This is a genomic window from Rhizobium sp. 2YAF20 (genome assembly GCF_052114685.1).
Taxonomy (GTDB): Bacteria; Pseudomonadota; Alphaproteobacteria; order Rhizobiales; family Rhizobiaceae; genus Rhizobium.
In genome coordinates this window covers 86,920-103,233 of sequence record NZ_JBFRFF010000012.1, presented here as the reverse complement: position 1 = coordinate 103,233, position 16,314 = coordinate 86,920, and the positions used below count along the sequence as shown (strand labels likewise).

At 60.2% G+C, this 16,314-nt stretch carries 16 protein-coding genes; 11 read left to right on the top strand and 5 right to left on the bottom strand.

Translation table 11 applies throughout. The features are described 5' to 3' along the window. Nucleotides 1–83: 83 nt before the first annotated feature. The 10 genes from AB4Z52_RS16475 to AB4Z52_RS16430 all read left to right on the top strand — a co-directional run bounded on the left by AB4Z52_RS16475 (nt 84) and on the right by AB4Z52_RS16430 (nt 10,080). Nucleotides 84–824 carry a LuxR family transcriptional regulator gene (locus tag AB4Z52_RS16475; protein WP_442218998.1) on the top strand — a complete coding sequence of 247 codons (741 nt, stop codon included), beginning with the start codon at nt 84–86 and terminating at the stop codon, nt 822–824. 454 nt (nt 825–1,278) lie between these two features. Further along, nucleotides 1,279–2,448 carry an Mrp/NBP35 family ATP-binding protein gene (locus AB4Z52_RS16470; protein ID WP_442218997.1) on the top strand — a complete coding sequence of 390 codons (1,170 nt, stop codon included), beginning with the start codon at nt 1,279–1,281 and terminating at the stop codon, nt 2,446–2,448. Between the two features lie 422 nt (nt 2,449–2,870). Then, nucleotides 2,871–3,848, top strand: a complete 978-nt coding sequence (locus AB4Z52_RS16465; protein ID WP_442218996.1) for a magnesium transporter CorA family protein — start codon at nt 2,871–2,873, stop codon at nt 3,846–3,848. A gap of 53 nt (nt 3,849–3,901) precedes the next feature. Then, nucleotides 3,902–5,767 carry a potassium transporter Kup gene (locus AB4Z52_RS16460; RefSeq protein ID WP_442218995.1) on the top strand — a complete coding sequence of 622 codons (1,866 nt, stop codon included), beginning with the start codon at nt 3,902–3,904 and terminating at the stop codon, nt 5,765–5,767. Nucleotides 5,768–5,918: 151 nt separating this feature from the next. Continuing rightward, on the top strand, nt 5,919–7,118 hold the full coding sequence (locus AB4Z52_RS16455; protein WP_442218994.1) for a cell wall hydrolase: 1,200 nt from the start codon (nt 5,919–5,921) through the stop codon (nt 7,116–7,118). Between the two features lie 301 nt (nt 7,119–7,419). Then, nucleotides 7,420–7,764 (top strand): AtpZ/AtpI family protein, encoded by a 345-nt coding sequence (locus AB4Z52_RS16450; RefSeq protein ID WP_442218993.1) that lies wholly within the window; start codon nt 7,420–7,422, stop codon nt 7,762–7,764. A gap of 81 nt (nt 7,765–7,845) precedes the next feature. Further along, the gene (locus AB4Z52_RS16445) at nt 7,846–8,598 is read left to right on the top strand and encodes a F0F1 ATP synthase subunit A (protein WP_442218992.1); all 753 of its coding nucleotides are present in this window, start codon (nt 7,846–7,848) and stop codon (nt 8,596–8,598) included. Between the two features lie 66 nt (nt 8,599–8,664). After that, the gene (locus tag AB4Z52_RS16440) at nt 8,665–8,892 is read left to right on the top strand and encodes a F0F1 ATP synthase subunit C (protein ID WP_442218991.1); all 228 of its coding nucleotides are present in this window, start codon (nt 8,665–8,667) and stop codon (nt 8,890–8,892) included. Between the two features lie 75 nt (nt 8,893–8,967). Further along, nucleotides 8,968–9,585 carry a F0F1 ATP synthase subunit B gene (locus AB4Z52_RS16435; protein WP_442218990.1) on the top strand — a complete coding sequence of 206 codons (618 nt, stop codon included), beginning with the start codon at nt 8,968–8,970 and terminating at the stop codon, nt 9,583–9,585. 3 nt (nt 9,586–9,588) lie between these two features. Next, nucleotides 9,589–10,080, top strand: coding sequence for a F0F1 ATP synthase subunit B (locus AB4Z52_RS16430; protein WP_442218989.1), 492 nt, complete (start codon nt 9,589–9,591; stop codon nt 10,078–10,080). 240 nt (nt 10,081–10,320) lie between these two features. Here the strand turns inward: AB4Z52_RS16430 and AB4Z52_RS16425 are convergent, their stop codons facing one another. After that, nucleotides 10,321–10,980 (bottom strand): ribonuclease HII, encoded by a 660-nt coding sequence (locus AB4Z52_RS16425; protein WP_442218988.1) that lies wholly within the window; start codon nt 10,978–10,980, stop codon nt 10,321–10,323. Between the two features lie 121 nt (nt 10,981–11,101). Beyond that, nucleotides 11,102–12,259 (bottom strand): PA0069 family radical SAM protein, encoded by a 1,158-nt coding sequence (locus tag AB4Z52_RS16420; protein ID WP_442218987.1) that lies wholly within the window; start codon nt 12,257–12,259, stop codon nt 11,102–11,104. Nucleotides 12,260–12,399: 140 nt separating this feature from the next. Between AB4Z52_RS16420 and AB4Z52_RS16415 the strand changes: the two genes are divergently transcribed. Then, nucleotides 12,400–12,918, top strand: coding sequence for a glycosyl transferase (locus AB4Z52_RS16415; protein ID WP_442218986.1), 519 nt, complete (start codon nt 12,400–12,402; stop codon nt 12,916–12,918). Nucleotides 12,919–12,935: 17 nt separating this feature from the next. On the opposite strand, the gene moaB is transcribed toward AB4Z52_RS16415, so the two are convergent. From moaB to AB4Z52_RS16400, 3 genes are read right to left on the bottom strand one after another with little or no spacing between them, the layout of a single operon-like run. Continuing rightward, complete coding sequence (gene moaB / locus AB4Z52_RS16410; protein ID WP_442218985.1) at nt 12,936–13,478, bottom strand: molybdenum cofactor biosynthesis protein B; 543 nt, start codon at nt 13,476–13,478, stop codon at nt 12,936–12,938. Next, the gene (locus AB4Z52_RS16405; protein ID WP_442218984.1) at nt 13,478–14,392 is read right to left on the bottom strand and encodes a 4-(cytidine 5'-diphospho)-2-C-methyl-D-erythritol kinase; all 915 of its coding nucleotides are present in this window, start codon (nt 14,390–14,392) and stop codon (nt 13,478–13,480) included. Before AB4Z52_RS16405 ends, moaB begins: the two co-directional genes overlap by 1 nt. Before the next feature lie 6 nt (nt 14,393–14,398). Further along, nucleotides 14,399–16,240: a tetratricopeptide repeat protein gene (locus tag AB4Z52_RS16400; protein ID WP_442218983.1), complete on the bottom strand. Its 1,842-nt coding sequence runs from the start codon at nt 16,238–16,240 to the stop codon at nt 14,399–14,401. Between the last annotated feature and the right edge of the window lie 74 nt (nt 16,241–16,314).

Below are 16,314 nucleotides of genomic sequence, written 5' to 3'. Positions count from 1 at the left end.
GCTTGTATCAGGCAACGTGCAACGCGGCTTCCAATAGTCGATTGGCAAGACGAATTGAGACGGCCCGAGAGTGAAGAAAGCGGATGGCTTTATTGGATCAGGCTGCAAAGGCGTTCCCGATTGAAGATTTCATCGCGGAAATCGCCACTTTAAAAACGCAGTTCGACATCTTTCGCGTCATGAAGCGGTTGACGAAGGCCTATGGCTGCCGCGCATTCATGGTGATGAAACTGCCCCCCCGAACCTCGCTCGACTTGCAGAGCAATTCGATAATAAACAATTGGCCGACGGAACTCCTCTCGACTTACGACCAGGAAGGCCTGTTGCCGAACGATGCGGTCGTGCGGCGTATTCGCAGCTCGACGCTGCCGTTTTTTAGGGACGAAATACAAGTGGAAGTGCGTCGCGACGACGGTAAAAGCAAGTTGCTTACCGATCTGTTCCAGCGCTTTCACATGACACGCTCGGCATTCTTTCCGACACATGATGCCTCGGGTGCCCGCGGCATTGTCCTGTTTTCCGGAGATCGCGAGCCGTTTACACCACAGGAAATGAAGGATCTTTCCTATCTGGCGATCCATGTATTCGACCGGTTGGCTGAAATCCGGAACTTGGACGCCCGGGTTACCGAGACGCTCAACGATCGCGAGATCGATTGCTTGACCTGGACGGCCGCCGGCAAGACCAGCGCTGAAATCGCCGAAATTCTCGGATTGTCGGAGCACACGGTCAATCACTACCTGAACAAGGCAACGAAGAAGCTCGATACGGTCAACCGGACCCAAGCAGTCGCAAAAGCTCTGCGTGTCGGCTTGATCAAGTAGACCGCTCCGCTCAAAATATTGCCAGTTATGTGCCTTTAATTTGCGCTCTGATGAGAAATCGCGCATTGCCTTCCCGTCTGCAAACTACGGAACATCATAGCCGCAAATCAAGCGATTGAAAATGCTTGGTATTTTCGGCCTGCAGCTCAACTGGCACGCTTTCTGCATTTCTATGTCCAGAGGTCCAGAGGGAACTTAAAACAGCGCCAACTTAAATGGCGCGAAAACGCAACGCCGTCGCCGATACCGGTCGCTGTCTTCTCCCGACAAGACCATCGGCGGCGGCGATTGCGTCTTTAGCCCCCGATTTCAAAAACCTATTCAAAAAATCGCCTGGCGGGCCTTGGCAGGCGCCAACGAAGGACTATGACTGCATCGAGACAAACAGCTGGAGCCCTGAGGCGTTTGCGCGAAACGAACAGGGGTCCTTGCCGAGTAAGGGAGATTTGGCGCGATGACCGACGTCACCAAGGAACAGGTTCTGGACACATTGAAGACCGTTCGCGGGCCGGACCTGGAGCATAATATCGTCGAGCTCGGCATGGTCTCGGATGTCTTCATTTCGGATGCCAAGGTCTATTTTTCGATCACGGTCCCTGCCGAACGCGCCAAGCAGCTCGAGCCGTTGCGCCAGGCGGCCGAACGTGTGGTCAGGGAAATGCCCGGTGTCAAAGGCGCCTTAGTGACGCTGACGGCGGACAAGAAGGCCTCCGCCGGTCAGCCTGTGCCCAGTCCTGCTGCACCACGTCCCGCCGCGCAACAACCGCACTCCCATGCCCACCCGCATCCAAATGCGCCGGCGCAGCCCGCCCGTGCGGGAAAGATCGGCGTCCCCGGCATCGGTGCCATCATCGCCGTCGCTTCCGGCAAGGGCGGGGTTGGAAAGTCGACGACTGCAGTCAACCTGGCGCTCGGTATGCTTGCCAATGGTCTGAAGGTCGGCATTCTCGACGCCGATATCTATGGCCCGTCCATGCCGCGGCTGCTGAAGATCTCCGGCCGGCCGCAGCAGATCGAAGGCAAGATCATCGTACCGATGGAAAATTATGGTCTGAAGGTCATGTCGATGGGCTTCCTCGTCGATGAGGAAACCGCGATGATCTGGCGCGGTCCCATGGTTCAGTCCGCCTTGTTGCAGATGCTGCGCGAAGTCGCCTGGGGCGAGCTTGACGTGCTCGTCGTCGACATGCCTCCAGGCACCGGCGATGCGCAGTTGACCATGGCGCAGCAAGTGCCGCTTGCTGGCGCCGTCATCGTTTCGACCCCCCAGGATCTTGCGCTGATCGACGCCCGAAAGGGGTTGAACATGTTCCGCAAGGTCGAAGTGCCCGTGCTCGGCATCGTTGAGAACATGAGCTATTTCATCGCCCCGGATACGGGCGCGCGCTACGATATCTTCGGCCACGGCGGCGCCCGCGCCGAGGCGGAGCGCATTGGGGTGCCGTTTCTCGGCGAAGTGCCGCTGACGATCAACATCCGCGAGACCTCGGACGCCGGCACGCCGGTCGTGGTCTCCGATCCCGATGGCGAAGTCGCTGCGATCTATCGAGACATCGCCAGGAGGGTCTGGGACCAGATGACCGGCACACCGCAACGCGCCGCGCCGGCGATTGTCTTCGAGTAGAATAAGACTGCCGCCATCGACCAGATTGCCTTGCAGGCGCTGTGTGCTATGACTTTGCTGCATTGCAGAGCTGCGATCAAAGCGCGCATGGGAAGGCTATGGCTTGATTCTTTGCGGGCTTTGCTGCATATGCCCCGCCGGCGTTGTTTTTGGTCGGACATGCTTGATGACGGCCGTCGCTTGATGATGACTTCAGGGTGCTCTAGCACATGAGGTTGTTTTATCGGCTGGCGGATTGATATTGCAGCACAGCACAGCATGGACACGCAAGCCCGGCAAGAATAGCGGGAAGCGCCCCGGAGATTTATGAGCTTTTCTCAGTCGCTGAAATCGGGATCGCAGGCAATGGGCAGGATGCGCCATAGCTATCACCATGCATCATGCAATCTTCCGGGCACGATGGAACCGACGCGGGTGGTAAAGTGATCACCGCCTACCGTTCCAACTGCACGTCGCTCGAATTGCAGAGCATCGCGACTGCCAACGACTTGCCCTCGGATGTGGTCTGGATCGACCTGGTCGAGCCGACGCGCGAGGAGGAGGGCCACATCGAGATGCTGCTCGGCATCGACGTTCCGACCCGCGACGACCTGAAGGATATCGAGCCTTCCAGCCGCTTCTACATCGAAAAGGACGCCGTATACATGACGGCTTCACTGGTCTGGAAGGTAGCATCCGATGCGCCGTCGCTCACGGATGTCGGCCTCATCCTGGTCGGAAACCGCCTCGTCACCATCCGCTACGCCCAGCCGACATCCTTTGCGTTGTTCGTGGCAGCCTTGCACCGGATCCCGGCCGACATGCGAAGCGGCTCGGCCCTGCTGGCCAAATTGCTTGAAACGATTATCGACCGTACCGCCGAAGTCCTCGAACAGGCCGTTGCGCGTATTGATATTCTGTCGACGCACGTCTTCGGAGAGCGGGCAAAGAGGGTGCGGCGTCCGTCGAACTTTCTCGAGGAAAAGCTTCGCGACGTTGCCGGTTATCATCGTCTGATCAGCAAGGTGCGCGACAGCCTGATGTCGCTTTCGCGCCTTCTGACCTTCCTGCATGCCGTTCCGACCGTGCAGCAGGATCATGAGGCGAGGGACCTTTGCCGCAATGTCTCGCGCGATATCCAGTCGCTGTCGGAACATGCGTCCTTTATCTCCGGCAACATCACTTTCCTGCTCGACGCGTCGCTCGGCCTGATCAATATCGAGCAGAACTCGATCATCAAGATTTTCTCGATCGCATCGGTGGTCTTCCTGCCGCCGACGCTGGTCGCCTCCATCTACGGCATGAACTTCCAGTTTATGCCCGAGCTGCATGCTCCCTTTGGCTATCCCCTGTCGCTGGGCTTCATGGTGATATCGGCCGTTGTCCCCTTTTTCTTTTTTCGTTGGAAAGGCTGGCTCTGAGAGCCTAGTGATCCTGAATGTCAAATGAAACCCATCATTCTCCCCATGGGAAAATGAGCACGCGCAAGCTCTTCTACCTGGCCATCGGCTCTGTCGGCGTCGTCTATGGCGACATCGGGACGAGCCCGCTCTACGCCTTTCGCGAAGCATTGAAGCCGGTTGCCGCCGACGGGTTGACCCGCGGCGAGGTCATCAGTCTTGTTTCGCTGATGCTCTGGGCGCTGACCATCATCGTCACGCTGAAATACGTCCTCTTCCTGCTGCGCGCCGACAATGACGGCGAAGGCGGCACGCTGTCGCTGCTGGCGCTGTTGATGAAGACCGCAAACGGCCACACTGCCATACTGATGGTGTTGGGTTTGACCGGCGCGGCGCTGTTTCTCGGCGACGCCATGATCACGCCGGCCTTGTCCGTCCTGTCAGCCGTCGAGGGCCTGAAGCTCGTCACGCCGACACTGTCCACCTACATCGTCCCGATTTCGGTGGCGATCCTGGCCTTTCTATTCGCTATCCAGTCGCGTGGAACGGGGGCGGTCGCTCAGTTCTTCGGGCCGATCACAGTGCTCTGGTTTCTCGTCATCGGCTTTGCCGGCCTGATGCATATTCCTGACGACTACGGTATTCTCGTTGCCTTTAATCCTTGGTACGCGATCAACTTCCTGCTGCATGAAGGCTTCTTGGGCATCGTCGTCCTTGGCGCCGTCTTCCTGACTGTGACCGGCGCCGAAGCGCTCTACGCTGATCTAGGCCATTTCGGGCGCCGCCCGATCCAGTGGGCGTGGTTCGTGATCGTCTTCCCGTCGCTGACGCTGAATTATCTCGGCCAGGGTGCGCTTGTCCTGCGCGAACCGCTGGCAATGTCGGATCCGTTCTTCTTGATGTATCCCCATTGGGCGCTGCTGCCGGTGGTTATCCTCGCTACTGCAGCGACGATCATCGCCAGCCAGGCGGTCATAACCGGCGCCTTCTCGCTGACCCGCCAGGCAATTCACCTTGGCTTCCTGCCGCGCATGGAAATCCTGTTCACGTCGGAGACCAACACCGGGCAGATCTTCCTGCCGTCGGTCAATACGCTGCTGTTTTTCGGCGTGATCTTCCTCGTTGTCAGCTTCCGCAGCTCGGATTCGCTGGCGATCGCCTACGGTATCTCGGTCACCGGCGCCATGGTCGTGACCTCAATCATGGCCTTCGAATTTGTCCGCGTCCGCTGGAACTGGTCGATAACGGTTGCAACCACGGTGCTTTTGCCGCTGGTCCTGCTCGAGCTGATCTTCCTCGGAGCCAACCTTCTGAAGATCCGCGACGGCGGCTATATTCCCGTCATGATCGCCTCGGCCTTCATGATCGTCATGTGGACCTGGCGACGAGGCACCGGCATCCTGATGGAAAAAACCCGTCATACGGATATTCCGCTGCCGTCCTTTGTAAGCTCGATCGAGCGCAAGAGCGAGCATTCGCCGGCCGCGGTACCAGGCACCGCGATCTTCCTCACCAGCGATCCGGAATCGGCACCGGCAGCGCTGTTGCACAATCTGAAGCACAATCACGTTCTGCACGACAAGAACGTCATCCTGACGATCCGCACGATCAACAAGCCCCGCGTCGCCCATGACGACCGCTACACGGTCGAAAAGATCTCCGAGCGCTTCTCGAAGGTCGAACTGCGTTTTGGCTTCATGGAATCGCAGAATGTTTCCCAGGCGCTCGCCGCATTGCGCAAGACCGGGCTGAAGTTCGACATCATGACGACCTCCTTCTATCTCGGACGCCGCAAGCTCGTTCCCGACGCGAAATCCGGCATGCCGCACTGGCAAGACCGGCTGTTCATTGCGCTCGCCAACGCAGCAACTGACCCGTCGGACTATTTCCGCCTGCCGGCCAACCGCGTCGTCGAACTGGGCTCCCACGTCATTATCTGATGCATATCGGCCAACGTGACTGACGGGTCTGGTCCTCGGGCAGGCCTTCATGCTCGGCTTCTTGTTAAGCTCATGCGGCGGGAATTAACCATCCATCAAGGTTAATGGGAGATTATCGGCCTCCATCTTCCAGTGCCAGTGGAGTCCGGTGTTGCGTCGCTTGAAACGTTTCCCCCGCAAGCTTTCTTTGCTGCCAGAAAACTGGCTTTCGCCCGCGGTGTTCGGGCTCTGCGCTTGGCTGGTCTTCCCCACGGTATCCGCCCACGCCGATCTTGCCGGCATGCTCGCGGGACTGGACGGGGGGAGTGGCAACTGGCGTATGGTGCTGACCAATTCTCCGGCGGGCTCGATCCATCAAGCGGAACTTGCCTTCGGCAATGCCGGAAACGAAAGTGCCATGGACGGCGGCATGGTCCTTCCCGATGGCCGGCGTGTGGCATTCCCATCGAAGGAAAAGGGCAGCGATCCGAAAACGGACGAGGAGCGGATCAACCGCCACGGCAAGAAGGGCAGGATTGTCAGCGTCGAGCGGATGCAGCCGCCGAAGGATTTCACCGCCGGCTCGATCCTGCAACGCACCACCCTCATATTTCGTCCCGAATTCGACATTCCGCAATCCGATCTGACGACCAAGACCGCCTTCGTCAAGGATAGCGACGCGGCGGGCGGCGACAATCCGGTGGAAATGGCCTCTGTGTTCTCCAAGGAAAAGCCGCGGGTACCGAACGAGGGCGTTCCGCCGATCCTTGCAAGCCTCGTGACCAATGACGGGGCCGACTCGCTCGCCGCCGCCTATGCGTCGCCGGCCCCGGACTACGCGACGACCTCGCCATTTGATTCCATCCTCACCAAGGACCCTAGCGCCGGTGGCCGCTTCGTGCCGAAGATCGGGCCGAAGGACCATGCCTGGGCAGCCAACGTGCTGCCGGCCGAGGTCTTCTCTCCGGACGAGCAGCAATGTCTGGCCACCGGCATCTACTTCGAGTCGCGCGGCGAATCGTTGAGGGGCCAGGCTGCCGTCGCCCAGGTCATTCTCAATCGCGTCCGAAACCCCGCTTACCCGAAGACGATCTGCGGCGTTGTCTATCAGAACGAGGACTGGACCAACGCCTGCCAGTTTTCCTTCGCCTGCGACAAGGTCAAGGACAAGGTGAACTCGCCGTATCACTGGCAGGTAGCCCGTCAGGTGGCGATGGCGGTGACGGCTGGCAAGATCTGGCTACCGGAGGTCGGCTCGGCAACGCACTATCATGCCGTCTACGTCCGCCCCCGCTGGGCGGCCGAAATGGTGAAGGTCGGCCGCATCGGCATGCACATCTTCTATCGAACCTATGGCGGCGGCTGGAGCTGACCGCCAGAGCGGGCTGCGAAGCGCAAATGCGCGTCATTTCGGTTACTACAGGGCGGGAATGCATCCGCCTGCGGGAGATTCTCGCCGCCCGTTTTTCCCGAACCACGAGTGTTTGCGATAAGTCCATGATTTATCTCGGATAATTAATGGCTGGACATCTGACTTCTACGCCTTGACTATGCTTTTCCCGAAAACTATGTTGCGCGCGACTTCAAAACGGGCCGAAAGGTGAAAACCTGCCCTTTGTTGCGCGTTTACCGGGGTACGGGATTGCGGGCAATGTAAAGGCGAGGAGACCACCATGACGGATGACCGGGACGAAGGTCTGGAAAAGCGCCGGACGCAGCTGGGGGCCGAATTGGAAACCCTGCGTAAGGAGGTGGGAGAGGACGGACCACGCGAGGTTCGCGCCGAGGCAAGCCGCAAGGGCTATGCCGAGGCGATGAAGCTTTCGAGCGAATTCATCGCTGCCATCATCGCCGGTGCAATTTTGGGCTATCTCCTCGACCGTTTTGTCGGTACAGCGCCGTGGGGCATGATCGTTTTGCTGCTTCTCGGATTCTGCGCCGGCGTGCTGAATGTCTTGCGTTCGGCAGGGATGGTTTCGACGCCGCCAACAGCCGGCCCCGGCAAAGGCAAAGACTGACACAGGAAGCACTGTCCTAGCGGGCGATGCGACCAGAAAAATGATCGCCGTCTCCGGACGGATAAAGAAGAGAGACAAGCGGTGGCTAACGATCCGACCCATCAGTTCCTGATCCAGAAGATTGTGCCGATCGAGATTGGTGGAATTGATTTCTCGTTCACCAACGTATCGCTTTTCATGGTCGCGACCGTCGCCATTGCTTCCGCGTTCCTGTTCTTCTCGACGACCAATCGCAGCCTGATCCCTTCGCGTTCGCAGTCGATGGCCGAGATGTCCTATGAGTTCATCGCCAACATGCTGAAGGAAGGGGCGGGCAGCCAGGGAATGAAGTTCTTCCCGATGGTATTCTCGCTGTTTCTTTTCGTTCTGACGGCGAACCTGCTCGGCATGGTTCCCTATTTTTATACCGTCACCAGCCAGATCATCGTTACCTTCGCCTTGGCGCTTTTCGTCATCCTGACTGTCATTCTCTATGGTTTCGTCAGGCACGGCCTCGGCTTCCTGAAGCTGTTCGTGCCGCATGGCATTCCGATGGCACTGTTGCCGCTGGTTGTGGTCATCGAAATCATCTCCTTCCTCTCCCGGCCGATTTCGCTCTCCGTTCGTCTCTTCGCCAACATGCTGGCAGGCCATATCGCGCTCAAGGTGTTCGCAGGCTTCGTTGCCTCGCTCGGAGCCCTCGGCGCGCTTGGTATCGGTGGAGCCGTTCTTCCCCTCATCATGACCGTCGCCCTGACTGGTCTTGAGTTCCTAGTTGCCTTCCTCCAGGCTTACGTCTTTGCGGTGCTGACTTGTATGTACCTCAACGACGCAATCCATCCGGGCGGTCACTAAGGATACAGCCATTGGCGTCTCAGGGCGTCAGTCATTTGCCGCAACAACCATTCAAAGGAGTTCAACATGGACGCGGAAGCAGCAAAGTACATCGGTGCAGGCCTCGCTTGCTTTGGCATGGCCGGCACGGCTCTCGGCCTCGGCAACATCTTCGGCAGCTACCTCTCCGGCGCTCTGCGCAATCCGTCTGCCGCTGACAGCCAGTTCGGCCGTCTGATTTTCGGCTTCGCGGTTACGGAAGCCTTGGGCATCTTCTCGCTGCTCGTCGCTCTCCTTCTGCTCTTCGTTAAGTAACGACGACTTGATGGATCACGGTTTGCTTTATGCGGACCGTGATCCTTCGTATTTGCAGGACACCTGGAGGTGAGCATGTTTGTGACCCCGGCTTATGCGGAAGACGCTGCGGCGACGACCGAGACAGCTCAGGCGGCCGCGCCCGCGACAGGCGGAACGCATACGGAAACCGGTACGCACGAAGGCGCCGGCCACGTATTTCCGCCATTCGACCAGACGACCTACGCATCATCGCTGCTTTGGCTGGTGGTCACGTTTGGCCTATTTTATGTGCTCATGCAGAAGGTCCTTGCACCGCGCATCGCCGACATTCTGGGAACCCGGCATGCCCGCCTGGCACAGGATATCGACGAGGCTGCGCGGTTGAAGGCCGAGGCAGACGCTGCGGTCGAGACATATGAAGGCGAGCTAGCTGCCGCCCGCGCCAAGGCAAACGCCATCGGTGCTACTGCCCGCGACGCCGCCAAGACCAAGGCGGAAGCAGACCGCCGCGCCATAGAGGCAAGCCTTGCCGCAACGCTGAAGTCTGCCGAGGCGCGCATTGCCGAAGTCAAGACCAAGGCCTTCGCAGACGTCGGCGCCATCGCCGAGGAAACGGCGTCAGCAGTCGTCGAACAGCTCATCGGCGGAACGGTCGCCAAGGCCGACATCTCTTCGGCCGTTGCTTCTGCCAACGTAAAGCGGGAGGGTTGATCCATGGAATTCGGTTTGGACCAGACATTCTTCGCCTTCGTCGGCCTGCTGATTTTTCTCGGCATTGTCGTCTATCTGAAGGTTCCGGGCATGATGGCAAAGTCGCTCGACGACCGCGCCGATCAGATCCGCAACGAGCTTGCCGAAGCCAAGCGCCTGCGCGAGGAAGCTCAGCACCTGCTGGCTGAATATCAGCGCAAGCGTAAGGAAGCTGAAGCGGAAGCAGCGCAGATCGTTGCCACCGCCGGTCGCGAGGCCGAGATGCTGACCGCGGAAGCCAAGGCGAAGACCGACGAATTCGTCGCCAACCGCACGGCTCTCTCCGAGCAGAAGATCAAGCAGGCGGAAGCCGACGCGATCAAGGCTGTTCGTTCTGCCGCAGTCGACCTTGCAATTGCTGCCGCGGAAACAGTGCTTGCCAAGAAGGCGGACGCCAAGGTGCAATCTGACCTCTTCAAGACCGCAGTCAGCGACGTCAAGGCCCGCCTCAACTAGGCGATACCAGCGATATCGAAATACGAGGGCCGGGCATTGTCCCGGCCTTTCTTTTACACCCTCCCTTTGATGGGGAGGGTCGGCACAGAGTGCCAGGGCGGGGTGATCCTTTTGTTACATCAGATGGTCAGCCCCACCCGCGCGTTCGCGCGACCTCCCCCATCAAGGGGGAGGTAGAGAGCAGCCTCGAACCAAGTGGTTGGAACTCCCCTTCTCCCCGATGGGGAAAGGGGAGGTGCCTCACACGTCGTCCTTGCGCAGCGGCCGGAAGCTCATGCGGTGGAGGCGGCAGGGGCCGACCCGTTCGATGTTGTTGCGGTGGATTGCGGTGCCGTAGCCCGCATGCATGGCAAAACCATAGTCCGGAAACACCAGATGCGCCCGCGTCATCATCCGGTCGCGCGTCACCTTGGCGACGATCGAGGCTGCGGCGATAGAAAAAGAGCGTGCATCGCCCTTAACCACTGCCTTGCCCGGGCAGGCAAGCCCCGGGGGGACGTCGAGCCCGTCCGTCAACACGTAGCTTGCGGGGATGGCAAGCCCCAGCACCGCGCGGCGCATGGCATCGAGGCTGGCCTTGCGAATATCGGTCTCGTCGATGCGCGTGGCGCTGGACGAGGCGATGGCGACGGTCGCGGTAGCGAGGATGATCTCAAACAATGCTTCCCGTCTTGCAGCGGAGAGAAGCTTGGAATCGTTCAATCCATCCGGAATGCGATCGGGATCGAGGATGACGGCGGCGGCAACGACAGGCCCGGCCAAAGGTCCGCGCCCGGCCTCGTCGGCACCGGCCACGGGCCAATGCCCGGCCCTACGCGCCGAAAGCTCCAGCGCGAAATCGGGAACGAGCGGAGCTTCGTCGAAAAGCAGAGGAGAATCGGGTGACGTGCTACGGGCCATGCGGCTGACCCTTGCACGCCACACCGATTTCCTGCAAGCCCCCGGGAACAGGGCGGCGGTCCGGGGGCAGTCCTGCGGATGGCCGGGGCGGAGCCATCCACGGGAACCTGATCAAAAAACTCTAGAGCAGAGACAGCTGCACGCCGCTGCCATCAGGCGGCACGAACAGGTCACCGCGAAGCTGGATGCTGCGGCGGGTAAGGCCGAGCCGCTTGGTCGCAAGCTCGAAGCGGCGGCTGATCTGCCAGGCATAGGGACCCGCACCCTTCATCCGCTTGCCGAACTCCGCGTCATAGTCCTTGCCGCCGCGCATCTCGCGCACCAGCGACATCACATGACGATAGCGATCGGGATAGTTCTGCAGCAGCCAGTCGCGAAAAAGCGGGCTCACTTCCAGCGGCAAACGCAACATCACATAGCCGGCCTCGAGCGCACCCGCCGCCTTTGCCGAGTCGAGAATGCGCTCCATCTCATGGTCGTTGAGCGCCGGAATGATCGGCGCGACCAGGACGGATGCCGGTATCCCGGCCTCTGACAGCGCGCGGATCGCTTCCAGCCGCCGTGTCGGCGTAGAGGCGCGGGGTTCCATCGTGCGGGCAAGCTTGCGGTCGAGCGTAGTGACGGAAAGCGACACGCGCACGAGGTTCTTGAGCGCCAATTCGGTCAGGATGTCGATATCCCGCATCACCATCGCCGATTTCGTCACGATCGAGACCGGATGATTGGCCTGGTTCAGCACTTCGAGGATCTGGCGCATGATCCGCCACTCCTTTTCGATCGGCTGATATGGGTCGGTATTAGTGCCGATGGCGATCACCCTCGGCGTATAGCCTGGCTTTGCCAGCTCCCGCTGCAGAAGCTTGGCCGCATCTGGCTTGGCAAAGAGCTTCGTCTCGAAATCAAGCCCCGCCGACAGGCCCATATAGGCATGAGTCGGACGCGCAAAGCAGTAGATGCAGCCATGTTCGCAGCCGCGATAGGGATTGATCGACCGGTCGAAGGGAATATCCGGCGATGTGTTGCGGGTAATCGCGGTGCGTGGCTTCTCGATCTGCACCTCGGTCTTGAACGGCGGCAGGTCTTCGAGTGATTGCCAGCCGTCATCGAAGCTCTCGTGCCGCGAGGGCTCGAAACGCCCACCGGGATTGAGACCCGCACCACGTCCGCGCCTGCGATCGACCTCGATCCTGAGACCGGAGGCCGTGACCAGCGCATCGGCAATATCTGCCGTGTTGGCAGGCGCAAATGCGGCCTGCCCTGCGAGCGATTGCTGTCTCATCGATAACTCCAGCGGCAGAAACGCCGTTGCGTGCTGCATCATCAGTGATTAAATTCCTATCGCACCGATGAGAACAATGCAAGAACAAAATGCGGAAACTGTCTCTGGCATTCATATGTGCGGCGCTCTATAGATAGGCAATGTTGACAGTGATCATCGAATGCAAGGATCAGGAGCCGGAGCTGGCGCAGACGTTGGCCGCGCTGGTTTCCGGCGCCGTCGAAGGCCTAGTCTGCGACGTCGTCGTGCTTGATCACGGCTCGCGCGACGGCACGTCGCGCGTGGCGGATGCCGCGGGCTGCCGTTTCTATTCGCAATGGGATATCAAGGATATATTGCGTTCTGCGCGCGGCGAATGGCTGTTGCTGGTCGAGCCGGGGGCAAGGCCACAGTCGGGCTGGATAGACGAGATTGCCGAATATATGGCGCTGAACAAGGTGCCGGCGCGCTTCACGGAGTCCAGGGGCTATCGCCGACCATTCCTGAAGCGTATCGGCAGGGCTCTGCCGCCGCTGGAGCTTGGGTTTCTGATGTCGAAGGGCCAGGCGATTGCTGCTGCGAGGACCGGCATGCAGCTGTCCGAATTCGCCAAGGGCCAGAAGATCCGCAAGCTGTCGAGCGAGCTTATTCCCTCATGGGTCGCCCGCGCTGCGCGCTGACGGCTCGCTGTTGAGTGTCAGCCGCGCTTGAGATGCTCGCCGAGCCGGGGCATGATCTCCACGAAATTGCACGGCAAATGGCGGTAGTCGAGCTGCGCTTTCAAGATGCCGTCCCACGCGTCCTTGCAGGCGCCAGGAGAGCCGGGAAGTACGAATATGAAGGTGGAATTGGCAATGCCGCCGGTCGCGCGCGACTGGATCGTCGCGGTGCCGATCTTGTCGTAGGAAATACGGTGGAACACCGCCGAAAAGCCATCCATCCGCTTCTCGAACAGCGGTTCCAATGCCTCCGGCGTGACGTCGCGGCCAGTAAAGCCGGTGCCGCCGGTGGTGATGACGACGTCGATGTCGTCATCGCGCGTCCACGCGACCACCTCGGCGCGAATGCGCTCCTTGTCGTCGGGGGCAATGGCGCGGGCAATCAACCGGTGTCCGGCCTCAGTTATCCGAGCCGCAAGCGTGTCGCCGGATTTGTCGTCGGCAAAGGTGCGCGTATCGGAGACGGTGAGCACGGCGATCCCGAGCGGAATAAAGGGCCGTGGTTCGCCGGTATTTGCCATTATTCGTCTCCCGCGATCGTTTCCGTCGCTTGAAAATACCAGTCGGGCTTGGCGCTGTGAAGGCAAGTCGCCGCCGCCTCGGCTTGATCCAACGTCTCGAACAGGCCAAAGCAGGTGGCCCCCGAGCCGGACATGCGCACAAGCAGCGTGCGCTGCATCACCATCAGCGCGGAAAGCTGTTTGATCTCGCCGCAGAGGCCACGCGCCGACGGTTCCAGATCGTTGCGCAATCCTGCGATTAGCGAAATCCAGTCGGCCCGGTCGCGCGGCTCGTGGCCGGAAAATGCAAAGGGTGGGTTATCCCGGCTTTGAAGCTGGCGAAAGACATCGGGCGTGGATACCCCGACCAGCGGATTGCCGAGCACCATTGCGAAGGATGGAAAGTGGGCAAGAGGCATGAGTTGCTCGCCAATCCCTCGGGCAATCAGCGGGCGGCGTTCAAGGCACATGGGCACATCCGCCCCGAGCCGCAGCGCCAGTGAGGCGAGGGTGTTGGCAGGCAGGGTGAAGTTCCACAGGCGCAAAAGGCCACGCAGCGCGGCAGCGGCATCCGCCGATCCACCGCCGATGCCCGAGGCGATGGGCAGGTTCTTTTCGAGATGAATGTGAACCGGGGGCGTTTCGAGACCGAGACCGGCGGCGCATTCCCGCAACAGGTCGCGGGCCTTCAGGACGAGATTGCCATGGTCGTCTGCGCTGGTTGCCAGCTGCGGTGAGAAGCGGCCAGAAAGCGTAAACGCGTCACGATCGGCCGTGCGGAAACCGAGGATGTCTCCATGCCTTGTAAAGGTTACCAGCATGTCGAGCAGATGATAGCCATCGGCTCGACGCCCGGTCACATGCAGGGCCAGATTGATTTTCGCGGGCGCGTCTTCGGTAAGGTCGAACGAGCCCGCGTCAAATGTCGGCAGCATGGCGCCTTAGGACTTCTTATCCGCAGGCGGTGCAGGCGGTTCCACCGGCGCGGTTTCCGGCAGCTTGGCCTTTTCGGCAGCCTTCGGTTCCTCGGCGGCGGGCAAGCCGTTGGCGATCTTGTCCTTGATCCGCGGGATATCGGCATCCTCGGGCTTGTAGACGAGAGCGCGGTTCCACTGGTAGACGGCTTCGAGCTTACGCCCGACGCGCCAGTAGGCGTCGCCCAGGTGGTCGTTGACCGTTGCGTCGCCGGCCTCGAGCTGAACGGCGCGCTCAAGCTCGTTGACCGCGTCGGTGAAGCGGTTGAGGCGGAAATAGGCCCAGCCGAGCGAATCGACGATGTAGCCGTCATCGGGCTTCAGATCGACCGCCTTCTTGATCATCGCCAGCCCGTCGTCGAGGTTGCGGTTCATGTCGACCCAGGAATAGCCGAGATAGTTCAGCACCTGCGGCTGGTCGGGGTTGAGTTCGAGCGCCTTCTTGAAATTTGGCTCGGCCAGGTCCCACTTCTTCAGCCGCTCATAGGCAATCGCCCTCTGGAAATAAACGACCCAGTCGCCGCGGTTCGGCACTGTGCCGAGAATCTGTACGGCCTTGTCGTAGTTGTCGGCCATCGCCTGGTAGTCCTTGGCCTGCGATAGCACGCCGCCATAGGCGATATAGTTATGGACATCCTTGGGATCGGCGTCGATCAGGCCCTTCAGGTGCTTCTTGGCATCGTCGGTCTTGCCGCCCTGGGCAAGCGCCAGGCCAAGCTGCAACTCGGAAATCCGCGACATCGGCGACGAATTCGGCACTTGCTTGTAGAAGGCGATAGCACGATCGGTCTGGCTCTGTTTCTCGGCGATGCCGCCGAGCATGACCAGCGTATCGGCGCTCTTTGGATCAAGCGCATTGGCGATCTCTAGATAGAGCGACACGACATCTTCGGCCCCATCGCGGTTCAGCGCCGCGCCGACTGAAAACAGCACGGAGGCCACGCCCTGCGAGGCATTGGTCACCGCTTGTTCGGGCACTCCGCCACTCTTGATGGTTTCGCGAAGCGCGTTCAGCGGTGCATAATTGTTGATCAGGTTTTCGCCGACGGCAACGGCGTCCAGCGCCTTCTGCTGGTTGCCGTCCTTGGCCTCGAGCTCAGCCAGCGCCATCACGGCGCGCATATAGGTGTCGGGCGCGGTGGCGCCGCCTTCCTTGTCGAGCACGGCATCGTTGAGATGCGACCGCGCCGCCTTGCCGTCGCCGATGACGATGGCGATAGCGCCAGCCTGGTAGTTCTTGAAGATGTTGAACCAGTCCGGCCCGTGCATCTTGTCGACCATGGCAAGGGCTTCCTTGCCGTGCCCGGCGCCGACCTGTGCCCAGGCGAGAAGGAGATTGTTCATCATCCGGTCGAGATCGTTCGGGCCGTCATATTTCAAGACCGCCTGCGCCGCCTTGTAGTCGTGGCGGCGGATGGCATCCATGCCGCGCACGATCGTGGTGACGCGCTCGACGGTCGGGTCGCCCTTGAGGTCGTTGGCGTATTTGACGCCCTCCTCGATATTGCCGTTAAGGAGCAGCGAGATCATCAGCCGCTGGCGGATTTCTGGATTGCCCGGCTCGATCAGCAACGATTTCTTGTAGAGCGCAATCGCCGTGTCGTAATCGTGATCGACATCGGCCGTGCGGGCCGCAAGAAAGGCGCCGGCAAAGGTATCTACACTATCGGCATCGAAGGTCACGGTATCGTTTGCCGCAGTCGCCGGCTTTGCTGCATCCTCAGCCCGTGCGGCATTTATGGCGGACAGGGAAAGGACCGCTGCCAACGCTGCGCCCGAGAGAAAACGGATGGCAAGTCTTTGCCGCATGGGAAACCTTTCTTCAAGGACTGCCACTGAGCAGTCCGGATGCACAATGCAATTGTGACCACTGATTCATAACA